This is a genomic window from Marinobacterium sp. NO-S09, assembly GCF_059179545.1.
The window spans coordinates 1,046,341-1,061,201 of sequence record NZ_CP168954.1 but is presented as its reverse complement, the minus strand read 5'-3'; the positions used below and the strand labels follow the sequence as shown (position 1 = coordinate 1,061,201).

Below are 14,861 nucleotides of genomic sequence, written 5' to 3'. Positions count from 1 at the left end.
TGTCACACCTTTCTATCTGCACAGAGGATGGTTGCACTGCTGACGGTGTCACCTTCCACACTGGCACGCACATCAAACTTCCAGATACCGCGACGCTCGGAAATCACCTTGGCTTCCAGCTTGAGCTGGTCACCCGGCACCACCGGACGCTTGAAGCGCAGGTTGTCTGCACCGACGAAGTAATAGATAGAGCCGTCTTCGGGGCCCTTGTTCATGGTCTTGAAGCCCAGCACGCCTGCGGCCTGAGCCATGGCTTCAACAATCAGAACACCCGGCATTACCGGATGATCGGGGAAATGGCCGTTAAAGAAAGGCTCGTTCACGGTCACGTTTTTGATTGCCGTGATTGACTCGCCCGGTTCCAGAGCCAAGACCCGGTCCACCAGCAAAAAAGGATAACGATGAGGCAGGTATTTCCGGATCTCTTTAACATCCATCATGTGTTTGGACCTTCAGTAGAATGCTGTTCTGTAGCCTGTTCCAATTTACGGACCCGGCGAGCCAGCTCATCCAGCTGTCGGAAACGCACAACATTGCGTTTCCACTGACGATGGGGCTCCATGCCGGTTCCGGATGAGTACACACCAGGCTGGGTAATGGATCGACTGACCAGGGACATGGCCGTCACATGCGTACCATCCGCAATCTGCAGGTGCCCGGTAATACCGGCATGACCTGCAATAGTGCAGCGCTCGCCAATTCTAGTGCTTCCGGCCACTGCGGTACAGCCCGCAATGGCGGTGTAACGCCCGACAACCACGTTATGGGCAATCAGCACCTGATCATCAAGCTTCACGCCGTCTTCGATTATAGTGTCGTCCAGAGCGCCACGATCGATGGTGGTACAGGCGCCAACCTCAACGTTATCACCAATGCGCACACCGCCCAGCTGGCAGATTTTCTCCCAGCCTTTTGCCGTCGGCGCAAATCCGAAACCGTCAGCGCCAATCACGGCACCGCTGTGGATAAGTGAGTGGCAGCCGATGCGGACATTGGGATACAGGGTAACCCGGGCTTCAAGGCGGGTGTTCTCGCCAATGTAACAGCCACGTCCCACCACTGAGCCGGCACCAATCACGGCCCCAGCCGCAATGACAGCCCCCCCTTCTACCACCGCCTGAGGCCCTACTTCTGCCAAGGGGTCAATCTGGGCACCTTCGGCAATAACGGCACTGGCATGAATGCCCGCCTGTACGTCCTCGCGCCAATCGAACAACTGACTGGCCTGGGCAAAGGCGAGATAGGGGTTTTCCACCAGAATGGCATCAACCGGACATTCATCTTTCAGCTCCGCTGTAATCAGAACGGCAGCTGCTTTGGTGTGCTTAAGCTGGTTCAGATAACGGGCATTGGCAAAGAACGACAGGGCATTGTTGCCGGCAGATTGCAGGGTGGCCAGTTGCGTGATCGGGGTATCGGGGTTGCCGGCAAGCGTGCCACCCAGACGGGTGGCCAGCTCGGCCAGCAGGAAGGTTTTATCGCCTGCCATGACTACTGCTTGTTCAGCAGTTCAATGACACGCGGGGTCAGGTCAGTGTCCTTGTTGGCATAGACCGTAGCCTGCTTGGACAGGATGAGGTCATAGCCTTCTGTATCCAGCAGTTCACGAATCGCTTTATCCAGACGCGGGCGCATTTCGGCGATGAACGCCTGCTCGCGCTGGCCACGCTGCTGCTGCATCGCCTGGCCACGACGCTGGTACTCGCCAAAGGCTTTCTGGAACTGCATGCGCATCTGCTTCAGATCTTCTTCAGAGGCCAGACCAGCATTTTTCTGCAGTTTGTCGCGCAGTTCACGCGCCTGCTTCTCCAATGCAACCAGCTGCTTTTCCTCGTCGGCAAACTCTGCCTTCAGCTCTTCACGAAACGACTTGGCCGCATTGGAATTGAGCAGTGCTTCTTCCACGCCCAGTACAGCGACCTTTTCGGCCATGGCCTGAGCACTGAACAGTACCACTACCAGTGCAGCAATTCGGGTTACGAGCTTCATACAATCTCCTTAAAAACCTTAAAACGTCTGGCCCAGCGCGAACTGGAACACTTCAGTATCATCACCGTCCTTGTCATTCAACGGCATACCCAAGGACATGGACAACGGGCCAATCGGGGTCAGCCAGCTGACACCCAGGCCTGCGGAATAACGCAGCTCGGACAGATCAATATCTTCAGAGCAGTTGGTCTGGCTGCTGTAGCAGTTGGTGGTATACACATTACCGGCATCCAGGAAAATCAGACTGCGCCAGGCACTCTTGTCACCCATGAACGGCATGGGGAAGATCAGCTCGGCCGCACCGGTCACCATCACGTTGCCACCAAAGGGATCCGAGTTGGAGTCCTGCGGGCCCAGGGAGTTGTTGGAGAAACCGCGTACCGTTTTCAAACCGCCGGCATAGAAGTTCTTGAAGAACGGGTAGGCGTTATCGCCAAAGCTGTCACCGTAACCCAGGCGGCCACGCAGGCTGAGTATCCAGGTCTCGTCATCATTGAGCGGGCGATACCACTTGTTGCGGTAGTTGGCGCGCATGTAGGCCAGATCACTGCCCGGCACCGCCAGTTCCATGGAGGCACTCTGCATATAGCCACGGGTCGGGAACAGGCCCTTGTTGAGGCGGTTATCACTCCAGCCTGCGGTCAACTTCCAGTTCATGAACTCCTCGCCTTCATCTTCGATGAATTCGAACACCTCATCTGCAGTTTCGTCGTAGGTGTTCAGGCGGATAAATTCGAAATCACCGCTGAAGCTAAGGCGCTGGTAATCATCAATCGGGTAACCGAAAGTAAGACCTACACCCGCCTCATCTGCGGTGTAGGAACTGATGTCGTCTTCTTCGTAGTCCTTTTCACGGTAGAACAGGTTGAAGCCGCGGCTGACTCCATCAACCGTGTGGTAAGGATCCAGATAATTGAAGCTGTACTCGGTGGTGGTGGAGCTGTTGGTAATATTGAAACCAACCTTGTTACCACTGCCGAGGAAGTTATCCTGCTGAACACCCAGGTCCAGAATCAGGCCATCGTTCTGGGAGAAACCCACACTGGCCGTGAACTGGCCGGACTGCTGCTCCTCAACCGAATATTCGAGATCTACCTGATCATCGGTACCGGGCACAGGACGGGTTTCCACGTTTACACTGCGGAAGTAACCGGTTTTATCCAGGCGACTCTTGGAACGTTCGATATCCTTGGTCGAGGCGACGCTGGCTTCCATCTGCTCCAGCTCACGGCGGATAACGTGGTCAGCGGTACGCGTATTGCCCTTGATGGCGATACGGCGCACATAGGTACGCTTGCCCGGCTCGATAAAGAAACGCACGGACACGGTGTTGTCGTCCTGAAGCTCGGGTACCGGGCTCACGTTGGCAAACATGTAACCTTCATCACCCAGCAGGCGCACCAGTTTTTCCTGACTGCGCGTCATTTTCTCGCGCGAGAAGACTTCGCCTGCGGCCAGAGTCACCGCACTGTCCAGCACATCCTGAGGCACAACCATTTCACCGGCAACGGCCACATCACGCACACGATATTGCTCCCCTTCGCTCACGGCGATGGAGATGTAGATATGCTTTTTGTCCGGGGTGATGGAGACTTGGGCGGAATCGATACTGAAATTGGCGTAGCCGTGATCAAAGTACCAGGAGCGCAGACGCTCGAGGTCACCGGTCATTTTTTCACGGGCATAGCGGCCGTCCTGGGTATAGAACGACCAGAAATCGGGTAGATCAAGGGTAAAGAGTTCTTTCAGCTCTTCATCACTGAATACCGTATTACCTACGATATTAATGTGCTGAATGCTGGACTCTTCGCCTTCGTTGATATTGATGTTCAGCTGAACGCGGTTGCCGGACAGCGGTTCCACTTCGGTGGAAATGTCAGCACCATAGCGACCCTGTGAGGTATACACACGCAGCAGATCCAGGCGGATCTGGTCCAGCGCGGCACGACGGAACACATCACCTTCCTGCAGGCCGGACTGTTCCAGCCCGCGCATCAGATCCTCTTCCTTGATGACATCGTTGCCTTCAAGGTTGATCAAGGCAACGGAAGGACGCTCCTTGAGCTTGAGCAGGAGCACATCGCCCTCGCGCTCAGCCTGAATGTCGGCAAAGTAGCCGGACTTGAACAACTGACGCAGCGCATCGGACAGCTGCTCGCGTTGCAACTGATCCCCGGCGCTGACCGGGAAGTTCCGGAACACAATCCCGGGCTCGACCCGTTGCAAGCCTTCAAGCTTGATATCACTGACTTCGAACAGCGGTGCCGCAGCTTGCGCCTGCGCCATCCATAGCATCGATACAAAAAACAGACCCAGCTTGCGATTCATGCTGTACTTCTTACTTTTATGGCTGACTGATAGGAAAACTGGCTTGCTTCAGAAAAGCCGGGCCAGATCATTGACGATGGCAAGTGCCATCAGGCTGAACAGCAATGCCATGCCAACTCTCAGCCCCAGCATCTGCACCTGCTCACTGACCGGGCGACCCCGAACCAATTCAACAACGTAATAAAGCAGGTGACCACCATCCAGCATCGGTATCGGCAGCAAGTTCAGCACACCGAGACTGACACTGAGATAGGCCAGAAAACTGACGAACGACTCCAGACCCGAGGCGGCCGAAGTCCCCGCCACTTTAGCAATGGTTATCGGACCGCTCAAGTTTTTTACCGAGATGACGCCCGCGATCATCTTGCCGATCGACTCCAGCGTCAGGGTGATCATCTGTCCGGTTTTTTCCACCCCGGCTACCAGTGCATCAACAGGGCCATAACTGAGGGTTCGCTGCATTTCCGGTGGGAACTCAAACGCGACCACACCGGCGCCGATGTAGCCTTGTACAGCACCGTCCTGTAACTGGCGACGAGCTGGCGTCAGCAGCAGGCTTTTTTCCTGCCCCTGACGTTCGATCAACACTTCCAGCTGACGCTCCGGGGACGCCTGGATGATTTTCACCAGTGCCACCCAGTCCTGCACCGGCTCACCATCAACCGACAGAATCCGGTCACCCGACTGCAGGCCAGCCGCGGTCGCAGCCCCGTCAGGCAACAACTGACCAATCACCGGAGGAATTTCAGGGCGCCAGGGCGTGATGCCAAGCGCGGTCAGTGGCGATTCACGCTCCAGGTCAACCTGCCATTGATCAATCGGCACCGTGTAACTGCGTGCCATACCACGGGCAGGCTCACCCACTGTCAGCTCAATGTTACCCGTCTCACCGACATGCGATGCCAGACGCAGGTTGATCTCATTCCAGGACTGCACCTCTCGCCCATCGACCGCCAGCACTTCCTGCTCGACAGGCACAGCCGCCCGTGCTGCTGGCGAGCCCGGTGTTATTTCACCGATCACCGGAACAACAACACTGATACCGGACAGAAACAGGAAAGCATAGGCCAGAACGGCAAAGATGAGATTGACCAGCGGCCCCGCCGCAACAATGGCGATGCGCTGATACACGGACTTGTTATTGAAGGCCTGGTCGCGCATTGACTCGGGCACATCGCCCTCACGCTCATCCAGCATGCGGACATAACCGCCCAACGGGATAGCGGCCACGGCATACTCGGTACCGTCACGCCCCTTGCGCATCCATAACGGACGCCCGAAACCGACAGAAAAACGCAGGACCTTTACGCCGCAACGCCGCGCCACCCAAAAGTGTCCCCATTCGTGAATGGTCACCAGAACACCCAGCGCGACCAGGGTCGCAAGCAACGTCTGCAACAAATCCATCAGTGTGTTACTAACCTCAAATCAGTGTCAGGCCGACTGCGAACACAGGTGCGGCAGCCGTCAAACTATCGATACGATCCAGAACGCCACCATGCCCCGGCAGCAGACGCCCGCTGTCTTTGATGCCGCGCTCACGCTTGAGCATGCTTTCCAGCAAGTCACCCAATACCGAGGCCAGGCCAGTCAGCAACGCCAATACGCACAGTTTGATTGCACTCGACAGCGGGAGTTCCAGCCAAACCGAGAAACCGATCCCGATCAGCACACAGGTCAGCAACCCACCCCAGAGACCTTCACGGGTTTTACCGGGGCTGACGGCAGGCAGCAGCTTGTTCCGCCCCATGCTTTTGCCAGCGGCATAGGCTCCCACATCGGCGCCCCACACCAGCATCAGCAACATCAACAGCATGGTCAAACCCGACTCACCGGCCCGCAGGTCCAACATGGCATACCAGGCAGGCACCAGCACCAGAAAGCCAAACAGCACGCGCTGTGGCATGCCGCTCCAGCTTGCGGTACGCGGATAAGCCAACACCAGCAACAGGGCGAAACACCAGAAAGCGACCGCCAGCCATACCGCCAGCCGCGCCAGCTCCGGAACGGCCAGCAGGCCCCACATCAGTCCGCCAAGAGCGGCCAGCAGAAGGGCGGTGCCCGGCACAGAGAGTCGACAGAGGTTGGCCCATTCCAGGCCGCCATATATGAAAACTGCCGCCAGAACCCAGATAAACCAGGTCTGCGGCAGTACGAACAGTGCCAATAGCGCGATGGGCGCCAGCACCAGTGCGGTCAAAATACGCTGTTTCAACACGGTTTATCGGCCTCCAGCTGCTCGCTGGTACGACCGAAACGGCGCTCCCGCGTCAAAAACGACTGCATCGCGGCAAACATTTCCTGTTTGCCGAACTCAGGCCAGAAGCAGTCAGTGAAGTAAAACTCGGTATACGCCATCTGCCAGATAAGGAAGTTGCTGATGCGCTGCTCGCCACCGGTACGGATACACAAATCCGGTGCCGGCAGGTCAGCCAACGCCATACAGCTACCCAGCAGCTCTTCATCAATCTGGTCCGGTGTCAGGTCACCATCCAGGCAGCGCTGAGCCAGATGCTGCGCAGCCTGAGTAATATCCCAGCGACCGCCATAATTGGCTGCAATATTGAGCGTAAGCCCCTTATTACCAGCCGTCAGAGCTTCGGCCTCATGGATCTTGGCCTGGAGGTCGGGACTGAAGCGAGTCACATCACCGATAATCCGCAGACGGATGTTATGCCGCGCCAGCTTGCGTACCTCATGGCTCAACGCACGCATAAACAGCTGCATCAAACCTTTTACCTCGAGCGCCGGACGCTTCCAGTTCTCACTACTGAAAGCGAACAGTGTCAGAGCATCAATACCCTGCTCCACACAGCACTCGATGACGGCACGAACACTGTCCACGCCCGCCTTGTGTCCCGCCAGGCCCGGCAGTCGTTGTGCCTTGGCCCAACGGTTGTTGCCATCCATGATGATGGAGATGTGACGGGGCATACTGCGCCCCGGCGGTATGGTCAATTGCTGTTCAGAAGCCATGCAATTCCGTAGCGGGGCACGCCCCGCCTGTCCGTTTAGATTTCCATCAGGTCCTTTTCTTTCAGCGCCAGCAGGCTGTCAGCCTCGGCCACGTACTTGTCGGTCAGTTTCTGGACCTGATCCTCGCCACGACGGCTGTCATCTTCAGAGATCTCTTTTTCTTTCAGGAGATCCTTGATGTCACCGTTGGCATCACGACGGATGTTACGGATTGCGACACGTGCGTTTTCAGCTTCGGTGCGTGCCTGACGGATGTAGCCCTTGCGGGTTTCTTCGGTCAGCGGCGGCATGGGAACACGAATCACATCACCGGCCGAGCTCGGGTTAAGACCCAGGTCAGACTTCATAATCGCCTTCTCGATGTCGCTGGCGACCTGCTTTTCCCAGGGAATGATGGTCAGGGTACGCGCGTCTTCAACCGACACATTGGCAACCTGCTGAATCGGCACATCAGAGCCATAGTAGGAAACAGTGATCGAATCCAGCAGACTCGGATGGGCACGCCCGGTACGAATCTTCTTGAATTGTTCTACCAGGGATTCGACACTTTTCTGCATGCGGCTTTCCGCATCACTTGTAATCTCATTAATCATCGTTTTCTCCAGCAGTCGAGCCGCTATCAATCAGTGTTCCTTCATCACCACCTACCACGAGATTAACCAGAGCACCGGGCTTGTTCATGTTGAACACACGCACCGGCATGTCATGGTCTCGCGTCAGGCAAATGGCCGTCATATCCATCACACCCAGCTGCTTTTCCAGCACTTCATCGAAGCTCAGGTGCGTGTAACGCGTCGCTTCAGGGTCTTTCATCGGGTCTGCCGTGTAGACACCATCCACTTTGGTGGCCTTGAGAACCGCATCCGCTTCAATCTCGATGCCGCGCAAACAGGCAGCAGAGTCTGTTGTGAAGAACGGATTACCGGTTCCCGCCGAAAAAATCACCACATCGCCCTGACTAAGATAACGCAGAGCGTTGCGGCGGTCATACTGATCAACCACCCCGCTCATCGGAATAGCTGACATGACACGCGTCGCAATATTACAGCGTTCCAGCGCATCACGCATGGCCAGGGCGTTCATAACTGTCGCCAGCATACCCATATGGTCGCCGGTCACTCGATCGAGGCCGGCCGCACTCAGCGCCGCACCACGGAAGAGGTTACCCCCGCCAATCACGATACCCACCTGGACCCCAATGCCCACAAGCTGCCCGATTTCGAGCGCCATACGGTTAAGCACCTTGGGATCGATGCCAAAATTTTCATCGCCCATCAAGGCTTCACCGCTCAATTTCAGCAGCAGACGCTTGTATCGGGAAGATTGTTTATCAGTGGCAGGCATGTTCAGTCTCCGCGCGGATGAAATGGCAAAAGTGTAGCAGGAAAGCGAACGGCCAGACGCGAGAGCGTCCGGCCGAAGGGAGGTTGCGAATTAGCCTTTCAGCTGTTCAGCAACTTCAGTAGCGAAGTCTTTTTCTTCAACTTCGATGCCTTCACCCACTTCTACGCGGATAAAGGATACAACCTCAGCACCAGCTTCCTTGACCATCTGGCCAACAGTCTGGTCCGGGTTTTTAACGAACGGCTGCTCAACCAGGCTGTTTTCAGCCAGGAACTTCTTGATACGACCGCCAGCCATTTTTTCTTTGATCTCATCCGGCTTACCTTCCATGTCAGGCTGGGCCATGATGATTTCTTTTTCGCGCTGCAGTTCTTCTTCCGGCATATCTTCCGGACGAGCAACACGCGGGTTAACAGCTGTAACGTGCATGGCAACGTCACGCGCTGCTTCAGCGTTACCGCCTTTCAGTGCAACCAGAGCAGCCAGACGGTTGTTGCTGTGAACGTACGCATCAACAACATCGCCTTCTACCAGCATGATGCGACGCACGCTGATGTTTTCGCCGATCTTCTGAACCAGTGCTTCACGCGCAGATTCCAGCTCGCCTTCCATCAGGGCAGCAACATCAGCCTGCTTGTCGGCGAACGCCTTTTCCAGAACAGTGTTAACAAAGTTCAGGAAGTTGTCGTCACGCGCAACGAAGTCAGTCTCGGAGTTAACTTCAACCGCCAGAGCGTAGGTGTTGTCGTCAGCCACTTTAACAGCTACAACGCCATCAGCAGCGGTACGGCCAGCCTTCTTGGCAGCCTTCATGCCAGACGCTTTACGCAGATCATCGATCGCTTTCTCGATGTCGCCTTCAGCTTCAACCAGTGCTTTTTTGCACTCCATCATGCCCAGGCCGGTACGCTCGCGCAGTTCCTTAACCATCTTCGCAGAGATATTTGCCATGTCGCATTCCTCTCTATAATTCGCTTGTATTAAATCCAAAAAAGGGGAGCCAGGGCTCCCCTTTCAATATCCAGTCACACTAGCGACTCAAGTTGTCAGGTCGATTACTGAGCAGCAGCTTCAGCGTCGACTTCAACAAATTCGCCTTTTTCGCCAGCGTTAGCAGACGCGCCTTCAGCACAGGCATCAGCAACGGACTTCGCGTAGATCTGGATCGCACGCAGAGCGTCGTCGTTACCCGGGATTACGTGGTCGATGCCATCCGGGTTGCTGTTGGTATCAACAACACCAATAACCGGGATACCCAGCTTGTTGGCTTCGTTGATAGCGATGCGCTCGTGTTCAACGTCGATGACGAACAGTGCGTCAGGCAGACCACCCATGTCCTTGATACCACCGATGGACAGCTCCAGCTTTTCCATTTCGCGGGTACGCATCAGGGCTTCTTTCTTGGTCAGCTTCTCGAAAGTACCGTCCTGAGCCTGGGTTTCCAGGTCACGCAGACGACGGATAGACTGACGGATAGTCTTGTAGTTGGTCAGCATACCACCCAACCAGCGGTGGTTAACGTAAGGCATGCCTGCACGAGAGGCTTCCTCTTTGATCACTTTGCTTGCAGCACGCTTGGTGCCGACAAACAGGATCTTGTTCTTGTTGCTGGCCATACCCTGGATTACGTCCAGCGCGTTGTTCAGCGCCGGCAGAGTGTGCTCCAGGTTGATGATATGGATCTTGTTACGCGCGCCGAAGATGAATTTGGACATTTTCGGGTTCCAGTAACGAGTCTGGTGACCGAAGTGTACACCTGCCTTCAGCAGGTCGCGCATAGATACTTTTGCCATTGTGGTAAATCCTCTGACGGGTTATAACCTCCACATATCCCATCGCCCCACCGCAAAGCGGCACCCAGAACGGATGTGTCGATATGTGTGTGTTTTGTTGATTAAATTCAGAAATGCCGGAGCACCTCTTTCGGGAGCGCGATTTATAGCATAGACGACTCTGTATTTGAAGTACTCTTTGGCGCTATGCCCGGGCTTTGGGTACAATATTGGCCAATATCAAAAGGGCGGCTCAAGTTACAGCTGCGCACCCCCTTCTCTGCCAACACGCGAGACGTTATGACTATCAAAATCAAGACCCCCGAAGAGATCGAAAAAATGCGAGTCGCAGGCCGTCTGGCTGCCGAGGTTCTGGAAATGATCGAACCGCACGTAAAACCGGGTGTCACGACCAACGAGCTGAACCAGATCTGCCATGACTATATAGTCAACGAACAGAAAGCCATTCCGGCACCGCTTAACTACCACGGCTTCCCCAAGTCCATCTGCACCTCAATCAACCAGGTGGTCTGCCACGGCATCCCCAACGACAAAAAAATGAAGAGTGGCGATATCATCAACATCGATATCACCGTCATCAAGGATGGCTACCACGGCGACACCAGCAAGATGTTCTACGTCGGCGATGTTGCTCCACACGCCCAGCGCCTGTGCGAAGTGACACGCGAGTGCATGCTGAAAGGTATCGAACTGGTTAAACCGGGTGCTCGCCTGGGCGATATCGGTGAAGTGATTCAGAAGTACGCCGAAAGCATGCATTATTCTGTGGTACGTGAATACTGCGGCCACGGTATCGGCAGCGAATTCCACGAAGACCCTCAGGTACTGCATTACGGCAAGGCTGGCACCGGTGAAGAACTCAAGGAAGGCATGATTTTCACCATTGAGCCGATGATCAACGCCGGCAAGCGTCAGGTAAAACTGAACAAGCGTGACGGCTGGACCGTGGAAACATCGGACCGCCGCCTGTCAGCCCAGTGGGAGCACACGGTTCTGGTCACCGCTGACGGCTACGAGATCCTGACTCTGCGTAACGAAGAAAAATCCGCCTGATTTATACGAGTATCTGCCATGACCCTTCCTGCTCACTCCCTTGCAGCTATCCCCGAAATGTTCGATCCAGCCCAGCTGGAGCTTCAGCTCAAGTCCGGTGAGCAGCCGGTCATCAAAATACTCAAGCAGGCACTCAAGGACTCCCAGGCGCGCCTGGACGAAGCCTTCAAGGCCGGCGAAGACATTCGCCGTCTTATCTATGGCCGCGCTTGGATTCTGGACTGTATCCTCAACCTGGCCTGGAATGAGTTCGACTGGCCAGCCGACAATCAGGCATCACTGGTTGCGGTGGGCGGTTATGGCCGCGGCGAACTGCACCCGTTTTCCGATGTAGATATCCTGCTGCTGTTCAACGAAGTTGATCCTCAGAACTGGCATGACAGCATCAGCGGTTTCCTGACACTGCTTTGGGACATCAACCTGGATCTGGGCTCCAGCGTACGTACCCTGAAAGAGTGCTACGACGAAGCCCGCAACGATATCACCATCGCCACCAATCTGATCGAGTCCCGCACCCTGGCCGGTGACCCTGAACTACAGGCCGAGATGTACGAACGCGTGACTTCTGAAGGCGCATGGACCGACAAGGAGTTCTTCAAGGCCAAGCTGGCCGAGCAGAAAGAGCGTCACGAAAAGACCAACAACACCGAGTACAACCTTGAGCCCAACCTTAAAACCTCCCCGGGGGGCCTGAGGGATATTCAGACCGTCGGCTGGGTCGCCAAACGACATTTCGGTGCAACCTATATTCGCGACCTGGTGGATCACGGTTTTGTGACCGAGTCCGAGCTGGATACCCTGAACAAGGGCGAACTCTACCTCTGGACCGTCCGCTACGCACTGCACATGCTGTGTGGCCGCCGCGAAGACCGCCTGCTGTTCGATCACCAGCGCACACTCGCGGCCTACTTCGGCTACGAAGACCAGGAAGGCTCATTGGCGGTCGAGCAGTTCATGAGCAAGTACTACCGCGTCGCCATGGCCATGTCCGAATTCAATGACATGCTGCTGCAGCATTTCGACGAAGCCATTCTGCGCGTGGATGATGAACAGAGCATTCGCCCTCTGAATAACCGTTTTCAGGTACGCAATGACTTCCTGGAAACCGTGTATGACAAGGTGTTTGAACACCACCCCTTTGCCATCATGGAGCTGTTCGTGCTGATGGCACAGCACCCGGAGATCAAGGGTGTGCGGGCCTCAACGATCCGCCTGGTACGGGATCATCGACACCTGATCGACGACGATTTCCGCAACGACATCCGTAACACCTCGCTGTTCATGGAGCTGCTGCGCTCACCGGAAGGTGTATCGACCGAGCTCAAACGCATGAACCGCTACGGTATTCTGGGCCGCTACCTGCCGGAGTTCGGCAAAATTGTCGGCCAGATGCAGCACGACCTCTTCCACATCTATACCGTGGACGCGCACACCCTGAAGGTCATTCAGAAGATGCGTCAGTTCCGTCATCGTGAGTACCGCGAGCAGTTCGCCATCGCCCACCGCATCGTCAACCAGTTGCCCAAAATCGAGCTGCTTTACATTGCCGGCTTGTACCACGATATCGCCAAGGGCCGCGGCGGTGACCATTCCGAGCTGGGTGCAGAGGACGTGATCAGCTTCTGTCGCCGCCACCACCTGGGCAAGTGGGATACACATCTGGTGTCCTGGCTGGTACGCAACCACTTGAAAATGTCGATGACCGCCCAGCGCCGTGATATTTCCGACCCTGAAGTCATTCACGACTTCGCCATGGATGTACGCGATCTGGTTCATCTGGATTACCTGTATGTGCTGACCGTGGCTGACATCAACGCCACCAACAACACGCTGTGGAACAACTGGCGCGCCACCCTGTTGCGCCAGCTCTACATGGATACCAAACGCGCTCTGCGCCGCGGACTGGAGAACCCGGTCAACAAGGAAGACCGTATCGAGCAGGTACAGCATGAAGCCATGCTGCTGCTGTCTCGCAAGGGCGTCCCTGAACAGGAAGTGCTGGATTACTGGAAACTTCTGGGCGATGACTACTTCCTGCGCGAAGATGCACACAACATCGCCTGGCACACCCGCGCCATCATCGAGCACGGCGACAACCCGCTGCCCCTGGTGCTGATTCGCAAGACATCTTACCGGGTGTTTGAGGGCGCTACCGAGATCTTCATTTACAGTGAGGATCTGCCGACCCTGTTTCCGGCCACCGTGGCCGCCATGGATCAACTCAACCTCAACATCCAGGATGCGCGCATCATCCTGACCGACCATGGCCGCACCCTGAACACCTACACGGTTCTTACTGACGATAACCAGCCACTGTCAGAGAACCCCGAGTATTTGGCCCATATCCAGCAGCATTTGACCGAAGAACTGGATGACCCCGAGGACTACCCGGACATCATCCAGCGCCGAGTGCCACGCCAGCTCAAACTGTTCACAACGCCGACGCGCATGACCATCAGCAATGACCCGGTCGTGCAGCAGACTGTTCTGGAGATTATAACCCCCGACCGCCCGGGCCTGCTGGCCCGCATTGGCCGCATCTTTGTCGAATTCGACATCTCGGTGCGCAAGGCAAAAATCTCCAGTATCGGCGAGCGCGTGGAAGACTTCTTCTTCATCACCGATAGCCAGAACCAGCCCATCAGCGACCCTGAACTGTGCCGGGAACTGCAACAGGCGATTTGCCAGCAACTGGATCAGCATGTGCATTGAATCAGCGCCAGCGTCGCTTTTTTGCTAAAGTTGCGCTGCCATTGACCGATAAGAGCCTAGGGCCTTAACGGGTTTGGCCGTCTCAGATGTCGAAAAGGAAAGTGTGGCTTATGAATAATCTATTGAAGTTTTCCATCGCCGCAGGCGCTGCCTTGCTGATCGGTGGCTGCGCACCACAAAATTATCACTCCAGCCCCTCATCCTATGCAGACTCACAGCTGAGCGACATTCAGGTAATCAATGTCACCGGCTATGGCGCGCCCAAAAGCACCTTCGACAACCTGGCTCAGCGTCGCTTAATGGCACTGCGCGCTTCTGAAGTTGACGCTTACCGCAAGATTGCAGAGCAGGTTGCCGGCCTGCAGATCATCGGCGATACACGCACCGATGACTTTATTGCCGATCGAGACCGCCTGCGTACCTATCTGAACAGCTTTGTTCAGGGCGCAACGATCACGGATCAGGAATTTGAAGCAGATGGCATGGCGATTACGACCATGTCCCTGAAAATCAGCCGCAGCGAAATGCGCCGAATGCTCGAGGAAGAACGCTACCGCAAAGCTCGCGGCGACAGCCTGCCCCAGGGCGGCGCCTACAGCCACCCCAATGCATTTGCACCTCGCTACTGATTCCAGCCCGGCTTTCGTGCCGGCAACAGGTATCAAG

14 protein-coding genes are annotated in these 14,861 nt (G+C 55.8%); 3 read left to right on the top strand and 11 right to left on the bottom strand.

Annotated elements, in window-relative coordinates; genetic code table 11:
• Positions 1-2: 2 nt before the first annotated feature.
• The 11 genes from fabZ to rpsB all read right to left on the bottom strand — a co-directional run bounded on the left by fabZ (position 3) and on the right by rpsB (position 10,430).
• Positions 3-440 (bottom strand): 3-hydroxyacyl-ACP dehydratase FabZ, encoded by a 438-nt coding sequence (gene fabZ / locus O3C79_RS05040; protein ID WP_010323533.1) that lies wholly within the window; start codon positions 438-440, stop codon positions 3-5.
• Entirely contained in the window at positions 437-1,489 is a 1,053-nt protein-coding gene (gene lpxD, locus O3C79_RS05035; RefSeq protein ID WP_494385056.1) for a UDP-3-O-(3-hydroxymyristoyl)glucosamine N-acyltransferase, read from the bottom strand. Before lpxD ends, fabZ begins: the two co-directional genes overlap by 4 nt.
• A 2-nt stretch (positions 1,490-1,491) precedes the next feature.
• A complete protein-coding gene (locus O3C79_RS05030; protein ID WP_010323535.1) occupies positions 1,492-1,989 on the bottom strand; it encodes an OmpH/Skp family outer membrane protein in 498 nt (165 codons plus the stop codon).
• Positions 1,990-2,007: 18 nt separating this feature from the next.
• A complete protein-coding gene (gene bamA, locus O3C79_RS05025) occupies positions 2,008-4,317 on the bottom strand; it encodes an outer membrane protein assembly factor BamA (RefSeq protein WP_494385055.1) in 2,310 nt (769 codons plus the stop codon).
• A gap of 48 nt (positions 4,318-4,365) precedes the next feature.
• A complete protein-coding gene (gene rseP, locus O3C79_RS05020) occupies positions 4,366-5,724 on the bottom strand; it encodes a sigma E protease regulator RseP (RefSeq protein ID WP_494385054.1) in 1,359 nt (452 codons plus the stop codon).
• Between the two features lie 16 nt (positions 5,725-5,740).
• Positions 5,741-6,535, bottom strand: a complete 795-nt coding sequence (locus tag O3C79_RS05015) for a phosphatidate cytidylyltransferase (protein WP_494385053.1) — start codon at positions 6,533-6,535, stop codon at positions 5,741-5,743.
• A complete protein-coding gene (uppS, locus tag O3C79_RS05010) occupies positions 6,529-7,293 on the bottom strand; it encodes a polyprenyl diphosphate synthase (protein WP_494385052.1) in 765 nt (254 codons plus the stop codon). The genes O3C79_RS05015 and uppS overlap by 7 nt, the downstream gene beginning before the upstream one ends.
• A 35-nt stretch (positions 7,294-7,328) precedes the next feature.
• Positions 7,329-7,886, bottom strand: coding sequence for a ribosome recycling factor (gene frr / locus O3C79_RS05005; protein ID WP_494385051.1), 558 nt, complete (start codon positions 7,884-7,886; stop codon positions 7,329-7,331).
• Positions 7,879-8,637, bottom strand: coding sequence for a UMP kinase (pyrH, locus tag O3C79_RS05000; protein ID WP_010323541.1), 759 nt, complete (start codon positions 8,635-8,637; stop codon positions 7,879-7,881). The genes frr and pyrH overlap by 8 nt, the downstream gene beginning before the upstream one ends.
• 90 nt (positions 8,638-8,727) lie before the next feature.
• On the bottom strand, positions 8,728-9,588 hold the full coding sequence (gene tsf, locus O3C79_RS04995; protein ID WP_494385050.1) for a translation elongation factor Ts: 861 nt from the start codon (positions 9,586-9,588) through the stop codon (positions 8,728-8,730).
• 104 nt (positions 9,589-9,692) lie between these two features.
• On the bottom strand, positions 9,693-10,430 hold the full coding sequence (gene rpsB, locus O3C79_RS04990; RefSeq protein ID WP_010323543.1) for a 30S ribosomal protein S2: 738 nt from the start codon (positions 10,428-10,430) through the stop codon (positions 9,693-9,695).
• Between the two features lie 279 nt (positions 10,431-10,709).
• On the opposite strand from rpsB, the gene map reads away from it, so the two are divergent.
• The 3 genes from map to O3C79_RS04975 all read left to right on the top strand — a co-directional run bounded on the left by map (position 10,710) and on the right by O3C79_RS04975 (position 14,824).
• Positions 10,710-11,483 carry a type I methionyl aminopeptidase gene (map, locus tag O3C79_RS04985; RefSeq protein WP_494385049.1) on the top strand — a complete coding sequence of 258 codons (774 nt, stop codon included), beginning with the start codon at positions 10,710-10,712 and terminating at the stop codon, positions 11,481-11,483.
• Between the two features lie 18 nt (positions 11,484-11,501).
• Positions 11,502-14,195 (top strand): [protein-PII] uridylyltransferase, encoded by a 2,694-nt coding sequence (locus O3C79_RS04980; RefSeq protein WP_494385048.1) that lies wholly within the window; start codon positions 11,502-11,504, stop codon positions 14,193-14,195.
• Between the two features lie 110 nt (positions 14,196-14,305).
• Complete coding sequence (locus tag O3C79_RS04975; protein ID WP_494385047.1) at positions 14,306-14,824, top strand: LPP20 family lipoprotein; 519 nt, start codon at positions 14,306-14,308, stop codon at positions 14,822-14,824.
• The last annotated feature ends 37 nt before the right edge of the window (positions 14,825-14,861 follow it).